General features: G+C 61.9%; 26 protein-coding genes. 15 read left to right on the plus strand and 11 right to left on the minus strand.

The genetic code is table 11. The features are described from left to right. Window positions 1–26: 26 nt before the first annotated feature. Window positions 27–299 carry a DUF4242 domain-containing protein gene (locus tag V3W27_RS15325; protein WP_007962415.1) on the minus strand — a complete coding sequence of 91 codons (273 nt, stop codon included), beginning with the start codon at window positions 297–299 and terminating at the stop codon, window positions 27–29. A 228-nt stretch (window positions 300–527) separates the two neighbouring features. On the opposite strand from V3W27_RS15325, the gene V3W27_RS15330 reads away from it, so the two are divergent. Next, window positions 528–989 carry a GNAT family N-acetyltransferase gene (locus tag V3W27_RS15330; protein ID WP_330206971.1) on the plus strand — a complete coding sequence of 154 codons (462 nt, stop codon included), beginning with the start codon at window positions 528–530 and terminating at the stop codon, window positions 987–989. 43 nt (window positions 990–1,032) lie between these two features. On the opposite strand, the gene V3W27_RS15335 is transcribed toward V3W27_RS15330, so the two are convergent. Then, window positions 1,033–1,296 (minus strand): DUF2790 domain-containing protein, encoded by a 264-nt coding sequence (locus tag V3W27_RS15335; protein ID WP_027611659.1) that lies wholly within the window; start codon window positions 1,294–1,296, stop codon window positions 1,033–1,035. 296 nt (window positions 1,297–1,592) lie between these two features. Between V3W27_RS15335 and V3W27_RS15340 the strand changes: the two genes are divergently transcribed. The 4 genes from V3W27_RS15340 (at window position 1,593) to V3W27_RS15355 (ending at window position 5,986) form a co-directional block, all read left to right on the plus strand. Next, window positions 1,593–2,333 (plus strand): response regulator, encoded by a 741-nt coding sequence (locus V3W27_RS15340; protein ID WP_027611658.1) that lies wholly within the window; start codon window positions 1,593–1,595, stop codon window positions 2,331–2,333. Further along, window positions 2,330–3,631 carry an ATP-binding protein gene (locus V3W27_RS15345; protein ID WP_330206972.1) on the plus strand — a complete coding sequence of 434 codons (1,302 nt, stop codon included), beginning with the start codon at window positions 2,330–2,332 and terminating at the stop codon, window positions 3,629–3,631. The genes V3W27_RS15340 and V3W27_RS15345 overlap by 4 nt, the downstream gene beginning before the upstream one ends. Before the next feature lie 310 nt (window positions 3,632–3,941). Continuing rightward, window positions 3,942–4,988 (plus strand): class I SAM-dependent methyltransferase, encoded by a 1,047-nt coding sequence (locus V3W27_RS15350; RefSeq protein ID WP_330206973.1) that lies wholly within the window; start codon window positions 3,942–3,944, stop codon window positions 4,986–4,988. A 155-nt stretch (window positions 4,989–5,143) separates the two neighbouring features. Further along, on the plus strand, window positions 5,144–5,986 hold the full coding sequence (locus V3W27_RS15355) for an NAD-dependent protein deacetylase (RefSeq protein ID WP_330206974.1): 843 nt from the start codon (window positions 5,144–5,146) through the stop codon (window positions 5,984–5,986). 106 nt (window positions 5,987–6,092) lie between these two features. Here the strand turns inward: V3W27_RS15355 and V3W27_RS15360 are convergent, their stop codons facing one another. Further along, complete coding sequence (locus tag V3W27_RS15360; RefSeq protein ID WP_330206975.1) at window positions 6,093–6,968, minus strand: LysR family transcriptional regulator; 876 nt, start codon at window positions 6,966–6,968, stop codon at window positions 6,093–6,095. 150 nt (window positions 6,969–7,118) lie between these two features. Here V3W27_RS15360 and V3W27_RS15365 point away from each other — a divergent pair, with 150 nt between their 5' ends. Genes V3W27_RS15365 through V3W27_RS15375 form a run of 3 tightly spaced genes read left to right on the plus strand, consistent with a single transcriptional unit; the run spans window position 7,119 to window position 9,700 of the window. Next, window positions 7,119–7,817, plus strand: coding sequence for a CoA transferase subunit A (locus V3W27_RS15365; protein WP_098964529.1), 699 nt, complete (start codon window positions 7,119–7,121; stop codon window positions 7,815–7,817). A 24-nt stretch (window positions 7,818–7,841) separates the two neighbouring features. Further along, window positions 7,842–8,507, plus strand: a complete 666-nt coding sequence (locus tag V3W27_RS15370; protein ID WP_027611653.1) for a CoA transferase subunit B — start codon at window positions 7,842–7,844, stop codon at window positions 8,505–8,507. 11 nt (window positions 8,508–8,518) lie between these two features. Next, window positions 8,519–9,700, plus strand: coding sequence for an acetyl-CoA C-acetyltransferase (locus V3W27_RS15375; RefSeq protein WP_027611652.1), 1,182 nt, complete (start codon window positions 8,519–8,521; stop codon window positions 9,698–9,700). A 226-nt stretch (window positions 9,701–9,926) separates the two neighbouring features. Here the strand turns inward: V3W27_RS15375 and V3W27_RS15380 are convergent, their stop codons facing one another. Both V3W27_RS15380 and V3W27_RS15385 read right to left on the minus strand, forming a co-directional pair. After that, the gene (locus V3W27_RS15380; RefSeq protein WP_330206976.1) at window positions 9,927–11,246 is read right to left on the minus strand and encodes an Nramp family divalent metal transporter; all 1,320 of its coding nucleotides are present in this window, start codon (window positions 11,244–11,246) and stop codon (window positions 9,927–9,929) included. 71 nt (window positions 11,247–11,317) lie between these two features. Beyond that, window positions 11,318–11,854: a chalcone isomerase family protein gene (locus V3W27_RS15385; RefSeq protein WP_027611650.1), complete on the minus strand. Its 537-nt coding sequence runs from the start codon at window positions 11,852–11,854 to the stop codon at window positions 11,318–11,320. Between the two features lie 131 nt (window positions 11,855–11,985). Between V3W27_RS15385 and V3W27_RS15390 the strand changes: the two genes are divergently transcribed. Then, window positions 11,986–12,768: a hypothetical protein gene (locus V3W27_RS15390; RefSeq protein WP_330206977.1), complete on the plus strand. Its 783-nt coding sequence runs from the start codon at window positions 11,986–11,988 to the stop codon at window positions 12,766–12,768. Window positions 12,769–12,856: 88 nt separating this feature from the next. Then, window positions 12,857–13,423 carry a hypothetical protein gene (locus V3W27_RS15395; RefSeq protein ID WP_086792572.1) on the plus strand — a complete coding sequence of 189 codons (567 nt, stop codon included), beginning with the start codon at window positions 12,857–12,859 and terminating at the stop codon, window positions 13,421–13,423. A 3-nt stretch (window positions 13,424–13,426) separates the two neighbouring features. On the opposite strand, the gene V3W27_RS15400 is transcribed toward V3W27_RS15395, so the two are convergent. The 4 genes from V3W27_RS15400 to V3W27_RS15415 form a co-directional block, all read right to left on the minus strand. Then, entirely contained in the window at window positions 13,427–14,143 is a 717-nt protein-coding gene (locus tag V3W27_RS15400; RefSeq protein ID WP_330206978.1) for an alpha/beta hydrolase, read from the minus strand. Window positions 14,144–14,313: 170 nt separating this feature from the next. Beyond that, window positions 14,314–15,426, minus strand: coding sequence for a succinylglutamate desuccinylase/aspartoacylase family protein (locus tag V3W27_RS15405; RefSeq protein WP_330206979.1), 1,113 nt, complete (start codon window positions 15,424–15,426; stop codon window positions 14,314–14,316). 198 nt (window positions 15,427–15,624) lie between these two features. Next, on the minus strand, window positions 15,625–16,404 hold the full coding sequence (locus V3W27_RS15410) for an ABC transporter substrate-binding protein (RefSeq protein ID WP_003226194.1): 780 nt from the start codon (window positions 16,402–16,404) through the stop codon (window positions 15,625–15,627). Window positions 16,405–16,649: 245 nt separating this feature from the next. After that, on the minus strand, window positions 16,650–17,078 hold the full coding sequence (locus V3W27_RS15415; protein WP_027611645.1) for a rhodanese-like domain-containing protein: 429 nt from the start codon (window positions 17,076–17,078) through the stop codon (window positions 16,650–16,652). A 102-nt stretch (window positions 17,079–17,180) separates the two neighbouring features. On the opposite strand from V3W27_RS15415, the gene ftrA reads away from it, so the two are divergent. Beyond that, the gene (gene ftrA / locus V3W27_RS15420; RefSeq protein ID WP_330206980.1) at window positions 17,181–18,155 is read left to right on the plus strand and encodes a transcriptional regulator FtrA; all 975 of its coding nucleotides are present in this window, start codon (window positions 17,181–17,183) and stop codon (window positions 18,153–18,155) included. Between the two features lie 134 nt (window positions 18,156–18,289). Here the strand turns inward: ftrA and cobF are convergent, their stop codons facing one another. Together cobF and V3W27_RS15430 are read right to left on the minus strand one after the other, a co-directional pair. Beyond that, window positions 18,290–19,045 (minus strand): precorrin-6A synthase (deacetylating), encoded by a 756-nt coding sequence (gene cobF / locus V3W27_RS15425; RefSeq protein ID WP_330206981.1) that lies wholly within the window; start codon window positions 19,043–19,045, stop codon window positions 18,290–18,292. After that, the gene (locus V3W27_RS15430) at window positions 19,045–19,614 is read right to left on the minus strand and encodes a histidine phosphatase family protein (RefSeq protein WP_442962657.1); all 570 of its coding nucleotides are present in this window, start codon (window positions 19,612–19,614) and stop codon (window positions 19,045–19,047) included. The genes cobF and V3W27_RS15430 overlap by 1 nt, the downstream gene beginning before the upstream one ends. Window positions 19,615–19,949: 335 nt before the next feature. Between V3W27_RS15430 and V3W27_RS15435 the strand changes: the two genes are divergently transcribed. From V3W27_RS15435 to V3W27_RS15450, 4 genes are read left to right on the plus strand one after another with little or no spacing between them, the layout of a single operon-like run. Next, a complete protein-coding gene (locus tag V3W27_RS15435; RefSeq protein ID WP_095136620.1) occupies window positions 19,950–20,804 on the plus strand; it encodes a MurR/RpiR family transcriptional regulator in 855 nt (284 codons plus the stop codon). A 2-nt stretch (window positions 20,805–20,806) separates the two neighbouring features. Continuing rightward, window positions 20,807–21,451 (plus strand): isochorismatase family cysteine hydrolase, encoded by a 645-nt coding sequence (locus V3W27_RS15440; protein WP_027611640.1) that lies wholly within the window; start codon window positions 20,807–20,809, stop codon window positions 21,449–21,451. Then, entirely contained in the window at window positions 21,448–22,779 is a 1,332-nt protein-coding gene (locus V3W27_RS15445; protein WP_115989439.1) for a glutamine synthetase, read from the plus strand. The genes V3W27_RS15440 and V3W27_RS15445 overlap by 4 nt, the downstream gene beginning before the upstream one ends. After that, complete coding sequence (locus V3W27_RS15450) at window positions 22,763–23,515, plus strand: N-formylglutamate amidohydrolase (protein WP_097088806.1); 753 nt, start codon at window positions 22,763–22,765, stop codon at window positions 23,513–23,515. The genes V3W27_RS15445 and V3W27_RS15450 overlap by 17 nt, the downstream gene beginning before the upstream one ends. The last annotated feature ends 34 nt before the right edge of the window (window positions 23,516–23,549 follow it).

Genomic DNA, 23,549 nt, shown 5'->3' on the forward strand with positions numbered 1-23,549 from the left:
CGTGCTCCGCAGCAGGTAGAAGGACTTCATTCGGCCGTGGTCGGGTCGATGACCGTCATCACCCGCGCCACGCTGTTGGCCGGGAATCCACCCAGCCTGGCGTGCTCGCGAACCTGCTCTTCGTCAGGGGCGATGTAGACGCAATAGATTTTGTCGGCGGTGACGTAACTCTGCAGCCACTGCACCTGTGGCCCGAGTTCACGCAACACCTGGCAGGAGGTTTGCGACACGGCTTGGAGTTCTTGCGGCGACAGCTTTCCGGCCCCTGGAATCTCGCGCTCAATCACGAATTTCGGCATGGCAACCTCGCGTTCTTTTTATCAGTGACAGGGCCGGCAGTGGCCCTGCTCATCCACTATCGCGCCGAGGGTCGATGGCGTCCCTGCCAATCGTCCGAAGAGCCGGCAAAACAACGGCCGGGCCGATGAGTGGCGGTTTTTTGTAAAGGCCTCGAGACACTCCGAGATTGCCATTGCGTAGGGCAATCGGCTTTTATGCCTTCCCGTCCTCCGTGAATGGATTCCATCATGTCCCTGCGTTTTGAATGGCTCGTCGATCACCCGCAGCACAGCGACACTTACGCCGCGTGGATCCACCGCCAGTTCGCCTACGAATACGCCGAGCAACCCTTGACCGAATGGCAACGCGAGTTCGCTGCCGGCCAGAACAATGGTGACTGGTCGTGCCTGATTGCGCTGGACGGCGAGCGCCTGCTCGGCGGTGCGGCGCTGGCCCGGGCGGATCTGGCCCTGCGTCCGGATCTCGGCCCGTGGCTGGCGTGCGTGTTTGTCAGCCCGCAAGCGCGTGGCCAGGGGCTGGCAGAGCGGTTGATCGATGGCATCAGCCAGGCGGCGAAACAGCGCGGTTTCGCACGTTTCTATCTGCACACGCAGAGCAAGCAGGACTACTACGCCAAACGCGGCTGGACAGTGCTGGAGCGCTTTCGCGCGTGGGACAACGAGCAATGGCTCATGGTGCGCGACCTGTGAGCCATTGATGTGCGCGGCGGTGACTGTCGATGCATCTGAGCACTCAGTTCTGGTTGTTACAGCCATCGGCAAATTTGCGGTAATCCAGCACCTGGGTTTTTCCGGCCGAATCCAGGTACGTCATGCGCGCATCGATAATGCCGCAGTTCACCGCGTTGTCCTCGGTCATCGACAGCACTTTCTGGATGTCCAGGTGTGTGCCGTAGGTGTAGGTGTGCGGGCTGACATCGGCTTCGGCCCGGGCCGACAGGGTGCAGATGTTCAGGGCGGCGAACAGGCAGGCGGCGACAACGGTTTTGTGCGTCATGGTGGTTTCCTCAAGGCTTGTATGGGTTGAGCCGAGGCAAACTGTGTGGGCCTCGATGGAGCCTATTTGAGGCGCGTGAGGTATCGCGTCTGTGTCAGGAAACGACCGCTATCAATCACTGTGTATCCCCACCGCCCGGAGATACACAGCGATACAAAACCCTGAAAAAATCGCGTTTTTGCATGTGTATGTATCCGCCATTACGCCAGATACACTGCAATACAAACCCGGGCAGGCAAGCCGGTGCAGGCTCGATAGACTGCATGGCATTGCCCTTTGATAGAGGTTCTGCACCGATGGAACATGTCGATCACATCCTTATCGTCGACGACGACCGCGAGATCCGCGAGCTGGTCGGCAATTACCTGAAGAAGAACGGACTGCGCACCACCGTGGTCGCCGATGGTCGGCAGATGCGCAGTTTTCTCGAAGCCAACACCGTCGACCTGATTGTGCTCGACATCATGATGCCCGGCGATGATGGCCTACAGCTGTGCCGCGAATTGCGCGTGGGCAAGCACAAGGCCACGCCGGTGCTGATGCTCACGGCGCGCAACGATGAAACCGACCGCATCATCGGCCTGGAAATGGGCGCCGACGATTACCTGACCAAGCCGTTCGCCGCCCGCGAACTGCTGGCGCGGATCAACGCGGTGCTGCGGCGCACGCGCATGCTGCCACCGAATCTGGTGGTCACCGAAAGCGGTCGCCTGCTGGCCTTCGGCCGTTGGCAACTGGACACCTCGGCCCGGCATCTGTTGGACAATGACGGCACACTGGTCGCCCTCAGTGGTGCCGAATACCGTTTGCTGCGGGTGTTCCTCGATCATCCACAACGGGTGCTCAGCCGTGATCAATTGCTCAACCTGACCCAGGGCCGCGAAGCCGATCTGTTTGATCGCTCGATTGATCTGCTGGTCAGCCGTTTGCGCCAGCGCCTGCTTGATGATGCGCGTGAGCCGGCCTACATCAAGACCGTGCGCAGCGAGGGTTATGTTTTTTCGCTACCGGTGGAAATCCTCGGGGCCTCGGCATGAGCCTCAAGCTGCATTGGCCACGCACCCTGGCTTCGCGGTTGTCGCTGATCTTTCTGATCGGGCTGATCCTGGCCCAGGCCCTGTCGTTTGGCGCGCAGTATTACGAGCGTTTCCAAAGCGCCAGAAGCACCATGCTCAGCAATATGCAAAACGACGTTTCGACGTCGGTTGCAATCCTCGACCGCTTGCCCGCGCAGGAGCGCCCCGCCTGGCTGCCAAGACTGGCTCGCACCAACTACGATTATCGGTTGAACGACGGCGATCCCGGCGCCCCGCTCGACGCCGAGGAGGTACCGGTGGCCGCGACCTCGATCAGCAGTGCGATCGGCGGCGCCCGTCCGCTGTCCTTCAGCCGTTTTCCCGCGGAGAAAAAACACTTCCAGGCCCATTTGCGCCTCAGCGACGGCAGCCCGCTGACCATCGATGTGCGCCCGGCCATGCCGCCGCTGTCGCCGTGGCTGCCGGGGGTGTTGCTCGGGCAACTGGCGCTGCTGATCGCCTGCACCTGGCTGGCGGTGCGCATTGCCATACGCCCCCTCGCCCGCCTCGCCAATGCCGTGGAATCCCTCGATCCCAACGCCCATCCAGTGATGCTCGACGAGCAAGGCCCGACCGAAGTGGCCTACGCCGCACGGGCCTTCAACGCGATGCAGGCGCGCATCGCTGCATACCTGAAAGAGCGCATGCAACTGCTGGCGGCGATTTCCCATGACCTGCAAACCCCGATCACCCGCATGAAATTGCGCGCAGAGTTCATGGACGACTCGGTCGAGAAAGACAAACTGTGGAACGACCTCGGCGAGATGGAGCATCTGGTGCGCGAAGGCGTGGCGTATGCCCGCAGCATCCACGGCTCGACCGAGGAAAGCCGGCGCACCGATCTCGACTCGTTCCTCGACAGCCTGGTGTTCGACTATCAGGACATGGGCAAGGACGTGCAGCTGAGCGGCAAGAGCGCGGCGGTGATCGATACCCGTCCCCAGGCCCTGCGCCGGGTGCTGGTGAACCTGACCGACAACGCACTGAAATTCGCCGGTGCTGCGCAGTTGCAGGTCGACACCGACGACGGTCTCTGCATCAAAATCCTTGATCGCGGGCCAGGCATTGCCGAAGCCGAGTTGCAACAGGTCATGCAGCCGTTCTACCGGGTGGAAAACTCGCGCAACCGCAGCACCGGCGGCACCGGCCTGGGCCTGGCCATCGCCCAGCAACTGGCCATGGCCCTCGGCGGATCACTGACCCTGAGCAACCGCGAGGGCGGAGGCCTGTGCGCGGAGTTGAAATTGCCCCTGCGCTGACCCCCACACCAATCACCTGTGAGAGCGGGCTTGCTCGCGAAAGCGGTGTATCAGCCCCTGATGCATCGACTGACACACCGCGTTCGCGAGCAAGTCGAATCTTCGTACCGCCGCTCCCACATTGAAATTTGCACGGGGCACAAACACTGCATCTTGCCCCAGCACGACTAGACTGTTTCATTACCCAGTCGAGGGGGATTGCAGGACGACGTCAGCTGTGCCCTGCCCACTTCTGTGACCACCGCCCTGCGGCCCATGCCTCGACAACGTTTTGCCACCGGACGGTGATCCTGTATCAGGAGCACTCGTGATGGACGAAACACGACTCAACGCCTTCATGGGCAAACTGGTCAACGACATGGGCGGCGCCGCGATGCTGGCGAACGTCATCGTTGGCGAAGAACTCGGGCTGTACCGGGCGATGGCCGACAGTCAGCCGATCACCCCGCAAGCCCTCGCCGAAAAAACCACCTGCAACCCGCGTCTGGTACGCGAATGGCTCAGCGCACATGTCGCGTCCGGCTATATGGAGCATCACGATGGCCAGTTTCGGTTGCCGGAAGAGCAGGCGCTGGCACTGGCCGTGGAAGACTCGCCGGTGTACGTCGCCGGCGGGCTCGGTGTGGTGGCCTCGTTTTTCCACGACAAGGACAAACTGGTCAAAGCCATGCGCGGCAATGGCGCCCTGCCCTGGGGCGATCACCATCCGTGCATGTTCAGCGGCACCGAACGCTTCTTTCGCCCCGGCTACAAAGGTCACTTGATCGCTGAATGGCTGCCGGCGCTGGACGGCGTGGTCGCCAAACTCGAAAAAGGCGCCAAAGTCGCCGACATCGGCTGCGGCCACGGCGCCTCGACGGTGATCATGGCCCAGGCGTATCCCAACTCGCGCTTCGTCGGTTTCGATTATCACGCGCCGTCGATCACCGTCGCCACCCAGCGCGCCGAAGAAGGCGGCGTCAGCAGCCGGGCAAAATTCTTCCAGAACAACGCCAAAAGCTACCCCGGCGACGACTATGACCTGATCTGCTATTTCGACTGTCTGCACGACATGGGCGACCCGGTCGGCGCCGCACGGCATGCGTTCGAATCATTGAAGGACGACGGCACGGTGCTGCTGGTCGAGCCGTTTGCCAATGATGCGCTGGACGACAACATCAACCCGGTCGGACGCCTGTTTTACGCGGCCTCGACCTTTATCTGCACGCCGAATTCGCTGTCCCAGGAAGTTGGCCTGGGGCTGGGTGCGCAGGCCGGTGAAATGCGCTTGCGCAAGGTGTTTACCGAGGCCGGGTTCAAGCATTTTCGCCGGGCGACGCAGACGCCGTTCAATCTGATTCTGGAGGCGCGCAAATAAATCACCGCTATCACCGGTGGCGAGGGAGCTTGCTCCCGTCGGTTTGTGTAGCGACCCTGAAAACAGAGGCCTGCTGCGCAGTCCAGCGGGAGCAAGCTCCCTCGCCACACGGTTAATGCTAACCTGCGGGCATCGTCCTCCCCGGAGTGCTGACCATGCTCGACAGCCCGACCCGCGAACACCTCGACACCCTGCACCAGGCCATGGCCGATGGCGGCTTTGTGGTGCTGACCGGCGCGGGCATCAGCACGCCGTCGGGCATCCCGGATTACCGCGACAGCGAGGGCGTACGACGGGGTCGGCAGCCGATGATGTATCAGGAATTTCTCGCCGCCCCGGAATCCCGTCGCCGCTACTGGGCACGGGCCATGCTCGGCTGGCCACGGGTGCGCCAGGCGCGGCCGAATGCGGCGCATCAGGCGCTGGCCGAGTTGCAGCGCCGGGGACTGATCAACGCCTTGATCACGCAGAACGTCGACACCCTGCACGATCAGGCTGGCAGTCACGATGTGATCGAATTGCATGGCAGCCTGCACCGGGTGTTGTGCCTGGATTGCGGCCAGCGCAGCGCGCGTGACGACATTCAGCAGCGGATGGTCGAGCAGAATCCGTATCTGGCCGGGGTCGACGCGGTGCAGGCGCCGGACGGCGATACCCTGCTCGATCCGGCCTTCGAAGCACGCTTCCAGACACCGCAGTGCCCGTATTGCGCCGGTGAGCGGATGAAGCCGGACGTGGTGTTTTTCGGTGAGAACGTGGCGCAACCGACAGCGGCGCGGGCCATGGCGGCGGCAGAGAATGCTGCGGGATTGCTGGTGGTGGGTTCGTCGCTGATGGCCTATTCGGCGTTTCGTCTGTGCCGGGTGATCGCCGATCGGGGCAAGCCGTTGCTGGCGATCAATCTGGGCAAGACTCGCGCCGATGACCTGCTGGATCTGAAGATCGAGGCGTCATGCGAACAGCTGCTGCCGTTGCTGGTGCAACGTCTGACCACCTGAACCGATGATTCCCCTGTAGGAGCGAGCCTGCTCGCGATAGCGTCCTTTCAGCCAAACTTTCCTCGACTGATACCCCGCCTTCGCGAGCAAGCCCGCTCCCACAGGATCAATGTTCGGCTTTGAGAATATCGAACAGTGCCTGCGCCGCCGCCGACAGTTCATTGCCCGGCTCAGTCAGCACACCAATCGCCCGCTCCACTGAATCATTCAAGGTCAGGCAATGCGCGCCCAGCTCCAGCATCTGCTCGGCGCACAACGCTGGCACCGCACTCACCCCCAGGCCACTGGCGACCATGCGCCCGACGGTTGCCAGTTGATGGCTCTCGAATTCCACCGGCAGTTTCATGCCCCGGGCCTGCAAGTGTTCTTCGAGCATCACCCGCACTGTCGACGGCCGTTGCAGGGTAATGAACGGTTCCTGCAGCAAGGTCACCCAGTCGATCTCTGTGCACCCGGCCAACGTGGAATCCTGCGGCACCACCGCGACAAAGCGATCGATGTACAGCGGGGTAAACGTCAGCGAGGTGTTCTGCATCGGTTCGAACGCCACACCCAGCTCAACTTGCCGGTCGCGAACCATTTCCAGCACTTGCTCGTTGATCACGTCGTTGACTGTGACGTTGACGTTCGGATAGCGCGCGCGAAAGCTCTTGAGGATCGGCGGCAGCAGGTTGCCGGCAAACGACGGCATGGCCGCCAGCGTCACCCGCCCGCGTTGCAGGCTGAAGCGCTGACGCATTTCGTCTTCGGCGTTGTCCCAGTCGGCAATCAGACGCCGGGCCAGCGGCAGCAGCGATTCGCCCTCGGCGGTCAGCGCCACATTGCGCGTGTTGCGAGTGAACAACCGCCCGCCCAGCCCCTCCTCCAGCGCCTTGATGGTCAGGCTCAGCGCCGATTGCGACAGGTGCAGACGCTCGCAGGCCACGGCGAAGCTCAGGCTCTGAGCCACGGCGAGGAAGGCGCGGATCTGTTTGATGGTCATGAGCGCTATGCTTCCGTATCTGCAATCAGTCAATTGTTGAGCTTTATCAATCAATCAACCTTAAAAATCAACTTAACAAATATATTCTCCAGCGAGACACTCCAGTCATTCGGCTAGCCAGCCGCCCGACAAATAATAAAAGAGGTGCATATGGCAGGTTTCGACAAGCGCGTGAGTTCCTACGAGGAAGCTCTGGCCGGTCTTGAAGACGGCATGACCGTGATCGCCGGCGGCTTCGGCCTGTGCGGCATTCCGGAAAACCTGATCGCCGAGATCAAGCGCAAGGGCACCCGCGACCTCACCGTGGTTTCCAACAACTGCGGCGTCGACGGTTTCGGCCTCGGTGTGCTGCTGACCGACCGCCAGATCAGCAAAGTCATCGCCTCCTACGTCGGCGAAAACAAACTGTTCGAAGAGCAACTTCTCAAGGGCGACATCGAAGTCATCCTGACCCCGCAAGGCACCCTCGCCGAGAAAATGCGTGCAGGCGGCGCCGGCATCCCGGCCTTCTTTACCGCCACCGGCGTCGGCACCCCGGTCGCCGAAGGCAAGGAAGTGCGCGAATTCAACGGGCGCAAGTACCTGATGGAAGAGTCCATCACCGGCGACTTCGCCATCGTCAAAGGCTGGAAAGCCGACCATTTCGGTAACGTCGTCTACCGTCACACCGCGCAGAACTTCAACCCGCTGGCGGCCACCGCCGGCAAGATCACCGTGGTCGAAGTCGAAGAAATCGTCGAGCCCGGCGAGCTGGATCCGTCGCAGATCCACACCCCCGGCATCTACGTCGACCGGGTCATTTGCGGCACGTTCGAAAAGCGCATCGAACAGCGCACCATCCGCAAATAATTCAGGCTGACGGAGAATAAAAACATGGCACTTACCCGCGAACAAATGGCTCAGCGCGTCGCCCGCGAAATGCAGGACGGCTACTACGTGAACCTCGGCATCGGCATTCCGACCCTGGTCGCCAACTACATTCCCGACGGCATGGAAGTCATGCTGCAATCGGAAAACGGCCTGCTCGGCATGGGCCCGTTTCCGACGGAAGACACCATCGATGCCGACATGATCAACGCCGGCAAACAGACCGTGACCGCGCGCATCGGCGCATCGATTTTCAACTCCGCCGAATCCTTCGCGATGATCCGCGGCGGGCATGTCGACCTGACCGTGCTGGGCGCGTTCGAAGTCGACGTTGAAGGCAACATCGCCTCGTGGATGATTCCCGGCAAACTGGTCAAGGGCATGGGCGGCGCGATGGATCTGGTGGCTGGCGCCGACAACATCATCGTGATCATGACCCACGCCTCCAAGGACGGTGAGTCCAAACTGTTGGCCAGGTGCAGCCTGCCGCTGACCGGCGCCGGCTGCATCAAGCGCGTGCTGACCGACCTCGCCTATCTGGAAATCGAAAATGGCGCTTTTGTCCTCAAGGAACGCGCACCTGGCGTCAGCGTCGAGGAAATCGTCGCCAAAACCGCTGGTAAACTGATCGTCCCGGATCACGTACCGGAAATGCAGTTCGCTGCCCAGTGAGGAATTCGAAAATGCAAGACGTCGTAATTGTTGCCGCCACCCGCACCGCGATCGGCAGTTTCCAGGGTTCGCTAGCCAGCGTGTCCGCGGTGGATCTGGGCGCTGCGGTGATTCGCCAGTTGCTCGAACAGACCGGTCTGGACGGTGCGCAGGTCGATGAAGTGATCATGGGCCAGGTGCTGACGGCCGGCGCCGGCCAGAACCCGGCGCGTCAGGCGGCGATCAAGGCCGGCCTGCCCCACGCCGTGCCGGCCATGACCCTGAACAAGGTCTGCGGCTCGGGCCTGAAAGCCCTGCACCTGGGCGCGCAAGCGATCCGTTGCGGCGATGCCGAGGTGATCATCGCCGGCGGTCAGGAGAACATGAGCCTGTCCAACTACGTGATGCCGGGCGCACGCACCGGTCTGCGCATGGGTCACGCGCAAATCGTCGACACCATGATCAGCGATGGCCTGTGGGATGCGTTCAACGATTACCACATGGGCATCACTGCCGAGAATCTGGTCGATAAATATGAGATCAGCCGCGAACAGCAGGACGCCTTCGCCGCCGCCTCGCAACGCAAAGCCGCTGCGGCCATCGAAGCCGGACGCTTTGTCGATGAGATCACCCCGATCCTAATCCCGCAGCGCAAAGGTGACCCGGTCGCGTTCAAGGTCGACGAACAACCACGTGGCGACACCACCGCCGAATCGCTGGCGAAACTGCGTCCGGCGTTCAAGAAGGACGGCAGCGTCACCGCCGGCAATGCTTCCTCGCTGAACGATGGCGCCGCCGCAGTCATCCTGATGAGCGCCGAAAAGGCCAAGGCCCTGGGCCTGCCGGTGCTGGCAAAAATCGCCGCGTATGCCAACGCCGGTGTTGACCCGGCGATCATGGGCATCGGCCCGGTCTCGGCCACCCGTCGCTGCCTGGACAAGGCGGGCTGGAACATCGGCCAACTGGACCTGATCGAGGCCAACGAAGCGTTCGCCGCGCAATCGCTGGCAGTGGCCAAGGATCTGCAATGGGATCTGGACAAGGTCAACGTCAACGGCGGCGCCATCGCCCTCGGTCACCCGATCGGTGCGTCGGGCTGCCGCGTGCTGGTGACGCTGCTGCACGAAATGATCAAGCGTGATGCGAAAAAAGGTCTGGCGACCCTGTGCATCGGCGGCGGTCAGGGTGTGGCGCTGGCGCTGGAACGCGCTTAACCCCCGAGTTCACAGCGGGCGGTGGATCCACGACATCCGCTGCTCGCTGGCAACAAAAAACCCGGTGCGACTTGCGTTGCACCGGGTGTTTTTTTGCCCATTCAAAATCTTCTTTGAATGGATCTCCCTCTTCGCGAGCAAGCCCGCTCCCACAGGGGAATGCATTCCAGGGTGGGAGCGGGCTTGCTCGCGAAGGGGCCAGTTCAGGCAACAGAAAAACCAGGGCTCACACCACCATCTGCAGAATCAACCAGGCATTCGCGCCACTGATCACCACAAACAATCCCCACGCCAGCACCCGGGTCGGCAGCCGGTTCACAAACGGCCCCATCAGTTGCTTGTCGCTGGTCATGCGAATCAGCGGGTACAGCGCAAACGGCAGTTGCAGGCTCAACACCACCTGACTCAGCACCAGCAATTTGCCCACCGCGTTATCGCCCATCAGCCACACGCCGATGAACGCCGGGATCAGCGCCAGCCCACGGGTGATCAAACGCCGCTGCCAGCAGGGAATCCGCAGGTTCAGATAACCCTCCATGATCACCTGTCCGGCGATGGTCCCGGTGAACGTCGAGCTCTGCCCCGACGCCAGCAACGCCACGCCGAACATCACACTGGCCAGCGCGCCGCCGACCAGCGGGTCGAGCAGGTGGTAGGCGTCCTGAATGTCGACCACGTCGGTATGCCCGGACTGGTGAAACGCAGCCGCCGCCAGAATCAGGATCGCCGCGTTGACCAGCAGCGCCAGCGCCAGCGAGCCGATGGTGTCGATGCGCGCCAGGTTGACCGCGTCCTGCTTGCTGGCCAGGTCCTTGCCGATCATCCGCGTCTGCACGATCGAAGTGTGCAGGTAGAGGTTATGCGGCATCACCGTCGCGCCGAGAATACCGATCGCCAGATACAGCGGTGCGGCATCGCTGATCGCCGAGAGCGACGGTTTGAAACCGGCGAACACATCCGGCCAGTAGGGTTTGATCAGCACCAGTTCAACGAAGAAACACACGCCGATGGTCGCCACCAGCACCAGCATGATCGCCTCCAGCCGACGGAAGCCACGGTTCTGCAAGGCCAGCACCAGCAGCGTGTCGAAGGCGGTCAGGGCAATGCCGAAGGTCAGCGAACAGCCAAGCAACAAGTGAAACGCCAGGGCGCAGCCGAGCACTTCGGCCAGATCAGTGGCGATGATCGAGATTTCCGCCAGCACCCATTGCAGGCGTGCGGTCGGGGTGCTGTAGCGCTCGCGGGACAATTGCGCCAGATCGCGACCGGTGGCGATGCCCAGACGCGAGCACAGGCACTGCACGACCATTCCCGCCAGACTTGCGAGCAACACCACGAACAGCAGGCTGTAACCAAAACGCGAACCGGCCTCGATCGCGGTCGCCCAGTTGCCCGGGTCCATGTAGCCGATCGACACCAGCAAGCCAGGCCCGGCAAAACGCAGCACGCGTTTGAAGAACGAAGCGCTCGGATCCACCGCGACACTGCCGGCCACCTCCGGCGGGCAGAACGGCGCGGTGGCGATTTTGGGTAAGCTGAATTTCACGCACACATCCAGAAACAAGTTCGAAAGACGCAGCTTAGAGGTTTCAGTCAGCGCCTTGAAGAACAAAAACTCTATCGGCTCATGCCCAACAGTTGCTCACGCAGTTCGGGATTGCGCGTACGCGGATCCAGCCAGATATCGAAAAACGCCCGGGCAAATTGCGGATCATCGATTTCATGCTGCAACTGCTGACCGACAAAAAACCGCGCGCCCTGCCCCGGCAGATACACGCCCGTAATCCGCGTGCCGGCCTGCACATCGACGAACGATTGCTCCATTTGCCCTTGCCACCTGGCCAGTTGCGCGGGACTGACGCCCGAGCCTGCCAGCCGTTTGATTTCATCGACACTGGCCTGCACCAGATCATCGCGGGAGATCTTGCGCCGATAGATCAGCTCCAGAGCGAAGGGCTGCTCGGTGGACAACGGGCGTGCCGCGCTCCACAACCGGGCGTTGTAGACGTCGAAGCCGAACACACTGAAATCGCCGGTGCCGATGATTTGCGCGCCGGGCACGGCGTCCTGCCAATTGGCCCAGGTCGGCGTCAGCAACAACGCCCACAAGCCGATGCCACAGCACCCACGCAGCAACTTCGATGGTTTGCTCATCGCGGCATCGACTCCGGTAAACCCTGATCTTCAGAGCATAGCGGATATCACTCGCAGACTTTGTATACAAAAATTGTCGATCAATGCAGCAATCGGTTACCTTGGCCATCCCATCCCCGGAGGCCTCCCGCGTGCTGATCCTCAAACTGCTGCTGATTCCCGGTTTCCTGCTGCTGATTTCCCTCGCCGGCAAGCGCTGGGGACCAAGCGTCGCCGGTTGGCTGTCGGGGCTGCCGGTGGTGGTCGGGCCGATTCTGTTTTTCCTCGCCATCGAACAGGGGCCGCAGTTTGCCGCGCAATCGGCGGTGGCGGCGCTGTCAGCGATGTTCGCCATGATCGCCTTCTGCATCACCTACGCGCAGGTGGCGCAGCGGGCGAACTGGCCGTTGGCGCTGACGGCGTCACTGTCGGTGTGGGCGGGACTGGCGCTGGTGTTGTCGCTGATTCCGTCGTCACTGACGTTCTCGGTCGCTGCGGCGGCGATTGCCCTGCTCGCCGCGCCGTACCTGTTTCCCGACGTGCAGCCGGTGCTGAACGGCCCGGCGCCGAAGTCGGACAAACTGCTCTGGCGGATGATTGCCGGTGCGGCGCTGACGCTGCTGGTGACCATGCTCGCGAGTACTGTGGGCGAGCGCTGGAGCGGCTTGCTCGCGGTGTTCCCGGTGCTCGGCAGTGTGATGGCGGTATTCTCTCAGCAGACTCGTGGCCCAGCGTTTACCGCGGCATTGCTGCGGGCGACGGCGACCGGCATGTACTCGTTCTCGGCATTTTGCCTGGTGACGGCGCTGACCCTGCCGAGTCTCGGCCTCAGCGGATTCATCGCCGGTGTCGCGGTGTCGGTGGCGATGCTCGGGGTCACCCGCAAGTTGCTGGCCCGACCGACTCCCGCCAAAAGCCCACAACCTCAAGGCTGACGCAAACGCCTGACAAACCGCGCTGGAATGCCAGGCATGCTCCGTGGGATCATCGCCGCCCTGGCGCGACCATCCCTCGGAGATTCACATGTCATTGCTCAGCAAGAAAGCCGTCGTCCTGTTGCTGGCGGCGGTCGCCGGCCTCGGCGCCCTCAACGCCCAGGCAGCCAAGCCCAAGGAAAAGGCCTCGACCAACAACGTGTCGATGCTCGACGGCAAGTTCACCTTCGTCCTGCCCAAAGGCTTCACCGCCGACCCGCTGCCGGCCGGGCCAACCGGTGCCAAGGGCACGATGTACACCAATCAGGCGACCAAGACCGTGGTCATCGCCGCGGAAAACCAGATCGCCGGCGGCGCCAGCGTCAAGGACAACGACAACGAATTTCTCGATGGCAGCCTGGCGAGTTTCATTGATGATCAACGCAAGGCTCTGCCGGATTTCAATAAGCTCAGTGAAAAAAGCCTGACCCAGAAAAGCAGCGGCCTTGGTGTGCGTCAGGTCGACAGCACCGCCACTCAGGGCGGCGGCCAGACACTCAACACCACCCTGCTCGCCGCCTCCGGCAAGCGCATGGCGCTGGTTCAGGTGATTTCCCGGGCCAGCGACAAGAGCGGTCACGATGCGCTGGTGAAAACCATCCTCAAGGACAAGTGATCCTTACGGATTGAGCTGCTGCAGCCAGGCGTTCAAGTCGCGCAGCTCGGCAGAACTGATGCTGTGGCCGACACCGGGATAAGCGTGAAACTCGGGTTTGTAGGCAAGTTTTTGCAGCAGCGCATTGGCCGCGGTGCCGTCGCGGTACGGCACCCGATCATCGGCGGTGCCGTGGCCGATGAAGATCTTCAGCGGCAACGGTTGTTGCTGCGCCTGGAGCTCGGTTTTCAATACCGGCAACAGGCGTCCGCTCAACGCTGCAATGCCGCCGACCGCCACGGGCGGACGCAGGCCCACTTCGTAGGTCATCATCGCGCCCTGGCTGAAGCCGATCAGGTACACCTTGTCCGGGCTGGCGTGATATTTCTTCGCCGCCTGCGCGACAAACTCCCGCAGTTTCTGACCGCTGGCCTGCAGATCATCGGTCTCACCGTTGTAGGCGCCTTCGCCTTTTTTGCGAAACCACTGGAAACGCCCTTCGCCCAACGCCAACGGCGCCTGCACCGAAAGGTAGTTGTACTGCGCCGGCAGCTGAAACTTCATACCGATCAGATCGGCTTCGTTACTGCCGTAGCCGTGCAGAAAAATCACCAGCGGCCGAGTGTTCGCGTCCGGGTGAACCTGTTCAATGTATTTGAGTGGCAAATCGCTTTGCAGCGTGGTTTGCGCGTGGACGGCGCTGGACGCCAGCAGGGTTAACAGGGCAAACGCCTTCAACATAGAGCCTTCCTTCACAGAGTGTCGGGTTCGTCGGTGAGCCTAACACTCTCTGAAGAGAGTGGTGCTGGCGAGACCGCTATCGCGAGCAGGCTCACTCCTACAGGGACAACGCATTCCAAATGTAGGAGTGAGCCTGCTCGCGATGAGGCCGGAAAATCCAAGGAAATCTGTCAGTCGTTGATCAGCTTGCCCACCCGAATCGGCTCGCGCCCCGCCACCTTGGCCTGCCAGATCCCCGGCTGGGTGTAACGCCCACGATCGATCGCAAACAACACGCCGCTGGTGCCTGCACAAACAGTGGTGAGGCGGTCATTCAACGGGTCGACCACTTCGAACAGCGCGTCGCCCCGCTCGACCCACTCCCCAGCATTGCGCAGGAAACTGACCACGCCATGGTGCGGGGCGAACAGATATTCGGTGCCTTCGAACGGCATGCCTTCGCAGCACTCGCTCGGTGCCGCCGGCCATTCGCCGCTGATGAAACCCTGCTCGGCGAGAAAGCCGAGAATCGCTTCACAATTGGCCTGCGCCTGATCGACCCGCGTGTCGCCCATGCTGCCCAGCTCAAGGGTGGTGGCGAGGTTCGCCGGGGGAATCGCCGCACTCGGAAACGCTCGCGCCAGACGCAGCCACGGCGACGAGCACGATTCATCGAACGAACTGCCACCGGAGTCTTCGCACAACAAGGCCACGCCGGCCTTCAGTCGCGCCGCCAGCGATTGCCAGCGCGGCCAGTGTTGCGGCAATGCGTAAATGTGAATCGCCGCGTCGAAATCGCAATGCAGATCGAGGGTGATGTCGGCATCGCAGGCATGGCGCAGCAGCAAGCGGTGCAGTGCTTCCAGTTGCGAGGCCGGGGCTGGCAGCTCATCGAGCACCTCGCCCATGGTCTGGCGGATCAGCGCGATGTTGGCCTCGGCGTCGCTGCCCAGTTGCTCACCGATTCGCGCCGCCACCGGCGCACTGAGTTCAACAAACGCGCGGTTGAAATTCTTCCCGCTGCCCAACTCGAAGCGCCCCATGTGGCTGCCTTGCAGATGCTGGTCGAGGCCAATCGGGTTGGCCACCGGTACCAGCTCGATCACGCCTTGCAGACGGCCCTGCTGTTCCAGCGCGTTGAGGCGTTGCTTGAGTTCCCACGCGGTGCGCATCCCCGGCAGCTCGTCGGCGTGCAGGCTGGCCTGGATGTACACCTTGCGGCTGCCCGCGCCGTAACGGAAGACGCTGAGGGAACGTTCGCTGCCCAGATGGCTCCAGGGCAGGACATGGTCGATGCGTTGCATGGGTAACTCCTGAATGGCTGGATCACGCAGATCCCCTGTAGGAGTGAGCCTGCTCGCGATAGCGGTGTGTCAGGCACTAAAGCGGCTGAATGTTAAACCGCTATCGCGAGCAGGCTCACTCCTACAGGGTTCTCCTATGAAGCAGAGCATAAAAAAAGTGGCCACCGCGCAAACGGGACCACTTTTTTCTACAGCGTATTAATGGCCGTACACGTCGAAGTCGAAGTACTTGTCCTGGACTTTCTTGTACTCGCCATTGGCGCGGATTTCGGTGATGGCCTTGTTGAATTTCTCGGCCAGCTCGGTATCGCCCTTGCGCACCGCGATGCCCGCGCCGCCGCCGAAGTACTTGGCGTCTTCGTAGGTCGGGCCGACGAATTCGAAGCCTTTGCCGGCGTCGGTCTTCAGGAAACCGTCGCTGAGGTTGACCGAGTCGGCCAGCATCGCGTCAAGACGACCGGATTTCATGTCGAGGTTGGCTTCCTGTTGCGAGCCGTAGCGCACCACTTCAAACCCGGCGTCCTTGGCCATGTCGGTGGCGTAGCGGTCGTGGGTACTGGCGCGCAGCACGCCGACTTTCTTGCCCTTGAGCTCGGTCAGCGGGTCTTTGACACCGGAGCCTTCCTTCATCACGAAGCGCGCCGGGGTGTGGTAGTACTTGATGGTGAAATCGACGTTTTTCTTGCGGTCGTCGGTGATGGTCATCGAGGACAGGATCGCGTCGATCTTCTTTACTTTGAGTGCCGGGATCAGACCGTCGAATTCCTGCTCGACCCACACGCATTTGACGTCCATCTGTTTGCACAGGGCATCGCCGATATCGACGTCGAACCCGGTGAGTTTGCCATCAGCGGTTTTCATCGAGAATGGCGGGTAAGCGGCTTCGATCCCCAGACGAATCGGTTTGGCGTCTTCGGCCACTGCGGTCAGGGACAACATCGACAGTGCCAGGGCACCGAACATCACTAGCTTCTTCATTTATTACTCCTGTGTGCGGAGGCTTTTATTGGCAGCTTTCGATTGGCGTTCGGTCATGGCCATTGAGCAGCAAAAACCGACGTGGCCGGCAGTCTATGGCGGCGCGCACAGGGCAAATTGTGTTTAGGCGACAAATACTTACAGAAAATCGGCGCACGCGTTGACCGGGATCAACGGTGCGCCGACATGGTGCAAAGGCTGTAGGACAAACTCCGATTCTGCTCAGGAAATGGCTGAAAAAACTGTCAGCATTCGCAGGCAATGACAACTCGGGCAGGCTGTTCGACACTCAGCGAAAAACCCTCATCCAGCCAGCCGGTCACGCCGCCGATCATCTCCTTGACCGGGTAACCCAACGCCGCCAGTTTCACCGCAGCCTTGTTGGCGCCGTTGCAGTGCGGGCCGGCGCAATAGACCACGAACAACGTGCTCGTCGAATACTCCGCCAGGCCTTCGGCGGTCAGCAAGCGGGTCGGAATGTTGATCGCGCCCGGCACGTGACCGCGCTCGAACGCCAAAGGCCCGCGCACATCGACCAGGACAAAATCGACTTCACCGGCTTCCTGGCTGCTGTACACGTCAGAACAATCGGTTTCAAACGTCAGACGGTTGCTGAAATGCATCAGGGCAATCGCCGACGGTGCAGCAGGAATGTCGCGAACCAAGCTGGTCATGTTGTGTGGCTCCTTCATCTGTTGGGGTGTGAGCAGACTTTATCGGGCCGGCACTTGGCGCTACAGTGGCGCGCAAGACACTCACCGGGAATTTTCCGCCAAATGCCTGACTCACCTGGATTGGTCGCGATTCTGGCCTACGATGGCCTCTGTACCTTCGAGTTCGGCATCGCCGTGGAGATTTTCGGCCTGCCCCGGCCGGAATTCGATTTCCCGTGGTACGAGCACTGCATCGTCGCCGTCGATCAAGGGCCGATGCGCGCCATGGGCGGGATTCACGTATTGGCCGACGGCGGCCTGGAGCTGCTGGCGCAGGCGCGCACCATCATCATTCCCGGTTGGCGCGACCGCGAGGCCCCGGTGCCGCCGGCGCTGATCGACGCCTTGCGACAGGCCCACGCCCAGGGTGCGCGGTTGCTGTCAATTTGCTCAGGGGTGTTTGTGCTGGCCGCCAGTGGCTTGCTCGACGGCCACGGTGCGACCACCCACTGGCGCTACACCGATGAACTGGCGCGACGCTACCCGGCGATCGCGGTCAATCCGGATGTGCTTTACGTCGACTCCGGCCAGTTGATCACCTCGGCGGGCAGCGCCGCCGGGATCGATGCCTGCCTGCATCTGCTGGCACGGGACTTCGGCACCCAGGTCGCCAATTCAGTGGCCCGGCGTCTGGTGATGTCGCCGCAACGCACTGGCGGTCAGGCACAGTTCATCCCGACGCCGGTCAGCGCGACGCCGCGCAACGACTTGTCGCGGGTGATGCAGTGGGCCCGCGAGCGCTTGCACCAACCGCTGGAAGTGCGCGATCTGGCCAGCGAAGCGGCGATGAGCGAGCGCACCTTTCTGCGCCGTTTCACCGAGGCCAGCGGGCAATCGCCCAAAGCGTGGCTGCAACACGAGCGACTGGCTCGGGCGCGGGAGTTACTGGAGAGCAGCGTGTACAACACCGAGCAGATCGCCCAGCGCTGCGGTTATCGCTCGGTGGAAAGTTTTCGCGTGGCGTTTCGCAGCGTGGTCGGGGTGCCGCCGTCGGTGTATCGGGAGCGGTTTGGGCGTGGGGTCAAAGCCATTTCCTGAGGTGAATTTCCGGACGCCATCGCTGGCAAGCCAGCTCCCACAGGTTTTGCGTCGTACACACCACCTTATTTCAACTCAGAAACCTGTGGGAGCCGGGCTTGCCCGCGATGAGGCCTGCACCGACAGCCTACAAATCAAGGCTTGCGCAACAGATAGGTATCCATGATCCAACCATGCTCGGCCCGCGCCGCTTTACGCGTGCGCTCGATTTGATCCGCAACATCCTTGAGCTTGCCGCTGATCAGAATCTCATCCGGCGTGCCGAGGTAAGCGCCCCAGTAAATCTCGGTCTGCTGATCCGCCACGCTGTGGTAAGAGTCCTCGGCATCGAGCATCACCACCAGGCTGCCCGTGTCACTCACCTGCCCCGCCGCCAGACGCCGGCCAGTGGTGATTTCAATTGACCGGCCAATGCTGTTCAACGGCACTTTATGCTGCGCGGCCAGCGCCTGAACACTGGTAATCCCGGGGATCACTTCAAACTCGAAAGCACAGCGACCTGACACCAGAATCGCCTGCAGGATACGAATCGTGCTGTCGTACAGCGCCGGGTCGCCCCACACGAGGAAACCGCCGCACTGCTCGTCAGCCAATTCTTCATTGATCAGTCGTTCAAAGGTTTCCTGCTTGGCACGGTTCAGATCATCGACCGCGCGGGTGTAGTCCACGTCGCCGCGCGCGCGCTCGGGGCTGTGGGATTCGACGAAGCGATACGCAGGATCGGTGATGTAACGCGCACAGATGTCGCGACGCAAATCGATCAGTTTGTCCTTGCTCGGGCCTTTGTCCATCAGAAAGAACACGTCGACCTGATTCAGCGCCTTTACCGCCTGCATCGTGATGTAGTCGGGATTTCCGGCGCCGATGCCAATCACTAGCAGTCGTTTCATTACAGTGCTCCCGCAAGATCGATACCCGCCAAGCGTAGCCGCCAGATGCCGTTGAACCGCAGTTCAACCATGGACAACGGTTCAACATCAATGGCGTTGAACGCCGCGCCCTGTAACACCTGCATCAGTGCCGCACGCACCACAAACGGATGGGTGACGGCGACGATGTGCCCCGATACGCCTTGCAGACTGGTCAGCCATGCCGCCACGCGTTCGCTCAACTGCATTACCGACTCGCCACCATGCGGTGCCGCCTGCGGATCATTGATCCACGCCTGCAAGGCCTCGGCTTCGCGCACTTGCAGATCCTTGATCGCTTGCCCGTGCCAGCGCCCCAAATCGCAATCGCGCAGCGCTTCGTCCACTTGCGGCGCCGCACCGAACCACTCGGCAGTCTGGCGCGTACGCAATTCCGGCCCGCACAACAAACGACTGGCGCTGGCGAACTTCGCGGCCAACGCGCCGAGCGCCAATGGCGAATTTTCAACAGGCTCGTTCGTAGGAAAACGCGACAATTTCTGTGCGACGGTTCGCGCGTGGCAAATCAAAGTCAAACGGGTGGACTGCACAGGATTTCACTCGATGAACATCAGCTGAATCGGCGGCAAATCGCCGGTCTTGTGGCAATTGTGCCGTAACCCGGTCGCTTCAGGGGATCTCGTGAACCTCCAGCCCAGTACTCTGAAGTAGAAAAAGCGGCAATGTCTGACACGCTTGGAGGCAATGGACTACAAGAGGCACAGACTCAGGTGTAGCCCTTGTTACTCAGGGTTGTGAGCTTATTTAAACGTCGAATCGCCAACGCTAAAAATTCACTAGACATGTAACCTGAGTTACATAAATACTGTTTTAACGGATTGTGAAACGAATTCAACACCCCCCCCTTCATCCAGCAGGAGCCCGGATGCCCCCTCTCAGAGACTTGATCACCGACCCCGGCCTGGAACTGACGCCGTCGGAGCGCAAAGTGATTCGCGCCCTGCTCGACCAGTATCCACGCAACGGCCTGGGTCCGATGGCGCGTCTGGCCGAACACGCCGGCGTCAGCGATCCGACCATCGTGCGGCTGGTGAAGAAGCTCGGATTTGGCGGTTATGCCGAGTTTCAGGACGCCCTGCTCAGCGACATGGACCACCGCCTGCGTTCGCCGCGCACCCTGTTGCAGCCACGCTCGCACCTCAATAAAGACGATGCCTGGGGCCATTATCTGGCTGACAGCCAACGCCTGCTGGTGGAAACCCAGGTTCTGACGCAACCCGAAGACGTGCGCATTCTGCTCGACTGGCTGCTCGATACCCGGCACCAGATCTACTGCTTCGGCGGGCGCTTCAGCAGCCTGATGGCCAACTACCTGCTCAACCACCTGCGCTTGCTGCGGCCCGGCTGCTTTGCCTTGGAGGACAACGCACAACTGCCCGACCGCCTGTTCGATCTGCAACGCCAGGACGTGGTGCTGCTGTTCGACTATCGGCGCTACCAGTCCCAGGCCCTGCGGGTGGCCTCGGCGGCAAAAAGTAACAGCGCTCGGGTGGTGTTGTTCACCGACATCTACGCCTCGCCGCTGCGCGAACTGGCTGACCTGATCATCAGCGCCCCGGTGGAATCGGCCTCGCCGTTCGACACCATGGTGCCGGCGCTGGCCCAGGTCGAGGCGCTGATTGCCTGCCTGACCCTGCGCAGCCCCGATCTGGCCGATCGCCTGGAAGGCATCGACGCCCTGCGCAACGACTTCAACACCCACCTGCTGGAGGATAAATAAGGATGTTCAGTCTTCCCCACCGCTCGCCGCGGGATTTGCCGTTCGTCACCGGTCACACCGCTCTGTTGCTGGTGGACATGCAGCGTGCCTGGCTCGAACCGCAGTTCGACCCGCACCTGAACGGCCCGGATGCCGAGTATTTCCTGACCCGCGCGCACATGCAGGTGGTGCCCAACCAGCGCCGCTTGCTCAGTGCCTTTCGCGAAGCGCGGCAGAATGTGCTGCACACGATTATCGAAAGCCTGACCGCCGACGGTCGCGACCGCTCGCTGGATCACAAACTGTCGGACATGCACTTGCCCAAGGGCAGCACCCAGGCGCGGATCATCGACGACCTGACCCCGGTGGAAAACGAAATCGTGTTGCCGAAAACCTCGTCCGGGGTGTTCAACTCGACCAACATCGATTACGTCCTGCGTAACCTCGAAACCCGCCACCTGATCATTGCCGGCATCGTCACCGACCAGTGCGTCGACATGGCCGTGCGGGATGCCGCCGACCGTGGCTATCTGGTGACGCTGGTCGAAGACGCCTGCGCCACCTACACCCCGGCGCGGCATGACGCCTGCCTGAACGCGATCAAGGGTTACTGCTGGATCACTGACACACAAACCGTGCTCGGCCGCTTGCAGGAGATGCGTCCATGAGTGAGCGCCTGACGCCGTTGCCGATGACCACCATCGTCACCACCGACCTGATCGGCATCACCCGTGGCCGCTCGTTTCCCACCGATCAGCTGGAACATTATCAAGCGGCCGGGTGCGGCTGGGTGCCAGCCAACAGCGCACTGACGCCTCAGGACATCATCGCCTCGACCAACCCATGGGGCGCTTATGGTGATTTGCGGTTGATTCCCGATCTGGCCAGTCGCGTGACGGTCGGTAATGGCCCGGACGCCGCAGCACCGGCGCTGGACTTCATCCATGGCGACATCCGCGAGACCGATGGCCGGCCGTGGAGCGCTTGCCCGCGCACGTTGTTGCGCGATGAAATCGAGCGCTATCGCGACGACCTCGGTTTGCAGGTCAACGCGGCGTTCGAACACGAATTCAACCTGCATGCCGGCTTCGCCGAGCATCTGGCGTTTTCCCTCGAAGCCCAGCGTCAGGGGGCCGAGTTCGGCGGCTGGCTGCTCAGCGCGCTGCGCGCGGGTGGCGTTGAGCCGGAAATGTTCCTGCCCGAATACGGCAAGCACCAATACGAAATCACCTGCCGGCCGACCCTCGGCGTGGCGGCGGCGGATCGTGCGGTCAACGTGCGCGAGATCACCCGCGAAATCGCCCGACAAATGGGCGTCGACGTCAGTTTCGCGCCGAAAACCAAGGCTGACGCGGTGTGCAACGGCGTGCACCTGCACATCAGCCTGCTCGACCTGCAAGGTCTGCCACTGCTCTACGACGCCGGCACCAGCAACGGTCTGTCGACCCTCGGCCAGCATTGGGCCGCAGGGATCCTGCATTACCTGCCGGTGCTGTGTGCGTTCACCGCGCCGACACCGGTGTCGTACGAGCGTTTGCAGCCACACCACTGGAGCGCGTCCTATGCGTGTCTGGGGCAGCAGAACCGTGAAGCGGCGCTGCGCATTTGTCCGACCGTGAGCCTGGGCGGCAAATCCGTGGCGGCGCAGTACAACCTGGAATTCCGCGCCATGGACGCCACCGCCTCGCCGCATCTGGCAATGGCCGCGCTGCTGATTGCCGGCCGGCTGGGCATCGAACAGCGTCTGGCGCTGAACGCGATCACCGATGAAATTCCCGATTCACTCAACGACGAGCAACGCAAGGCCCGGGGCATTGTGGCCCTGCCCGCCTCGCTGGCCCAGGCGCTGGATTGCCTGCGTGACAGTGCAGCCTTCAATCAATGGCTGCCCAAGCCGTTGCTCGACACGTACCACGCCCTTAAAACCGAGGAACTGGCGCTGACGGAACAGCTCTCGCCCGCTGACCTGTGTGAGCACTATGCACGCCTGTACTGAATCCGCCGAGCTGGGGTTGTACACCCGCCCGGTCTACAACCTGAGCCGCGAAGATTCATCGCATCCGTTGATCCTCGTGTGCGAGCACGCCAGCCGCTACATCCCCGAGGCCCTGAACAATCTGGGCCTGGACGATGCAGCCGCGCGCGAGCACATCGCCTGGGACATCGGCGCATTGCAACTGGCCGAAAAGCTCTCGGAGACACTCGGGGCAACGCTGTTGAGCGCCAACTATTCACGGCTGCTGATCGACCTCAATCGGCCCCGGCATGCGCCCGACAGCATTCCGGCGCAGAGCGAGATTTATCAGGTGCCGGGTAACCGCGAGCTGGACGAAGCCACGCGCGAATACCGGCGCCAGACCCTGTTCAAACCGTTTCACGCCCGGCTGCAGACCCTGATCGACCAGCGCGTTGCACAAGGCCAGGCGGTGCGGGTAGTGGGGATTCACAGTTTTACCCCGGTGTATTACGGCCAGCCGCGCCCGCTGGAAGTCGGCGTGCTGTTCGGTCAGGCCGGCGCCTATGCGCAACGGGTGATCGATGGCCTCGGCCAGCACCCGTTGAACGTCGCGGGCAACCAGCCGTACCGGGTTGATCCGCTGGGCGACATGACCGTGCCAGTGCACGGCGATGCCCGGGGGCTGGAATCGGTGTTGATCGAGGTGCGCAACGACCTGCTGCGCAGCCCCGAAGCGGTATCGTTGTGGGCCGAGCGCCTGGCGCCGCTGCTGTAAAGAATGCTGCAAGACTGCTGACGCTGTAACGATG

Source organism: Pseudomonas sp. AM14(2022) (genome assembly GCF_036346455.1).
In the GTDB taxonomy this organism is placed as follows: Bacteria; Pseudomonadota; Gammaproteobacteria; order Pseudomonadales; family Pseudomonadaceae; genus Aquipseudomonas; species Aquipseudomonas putida_A.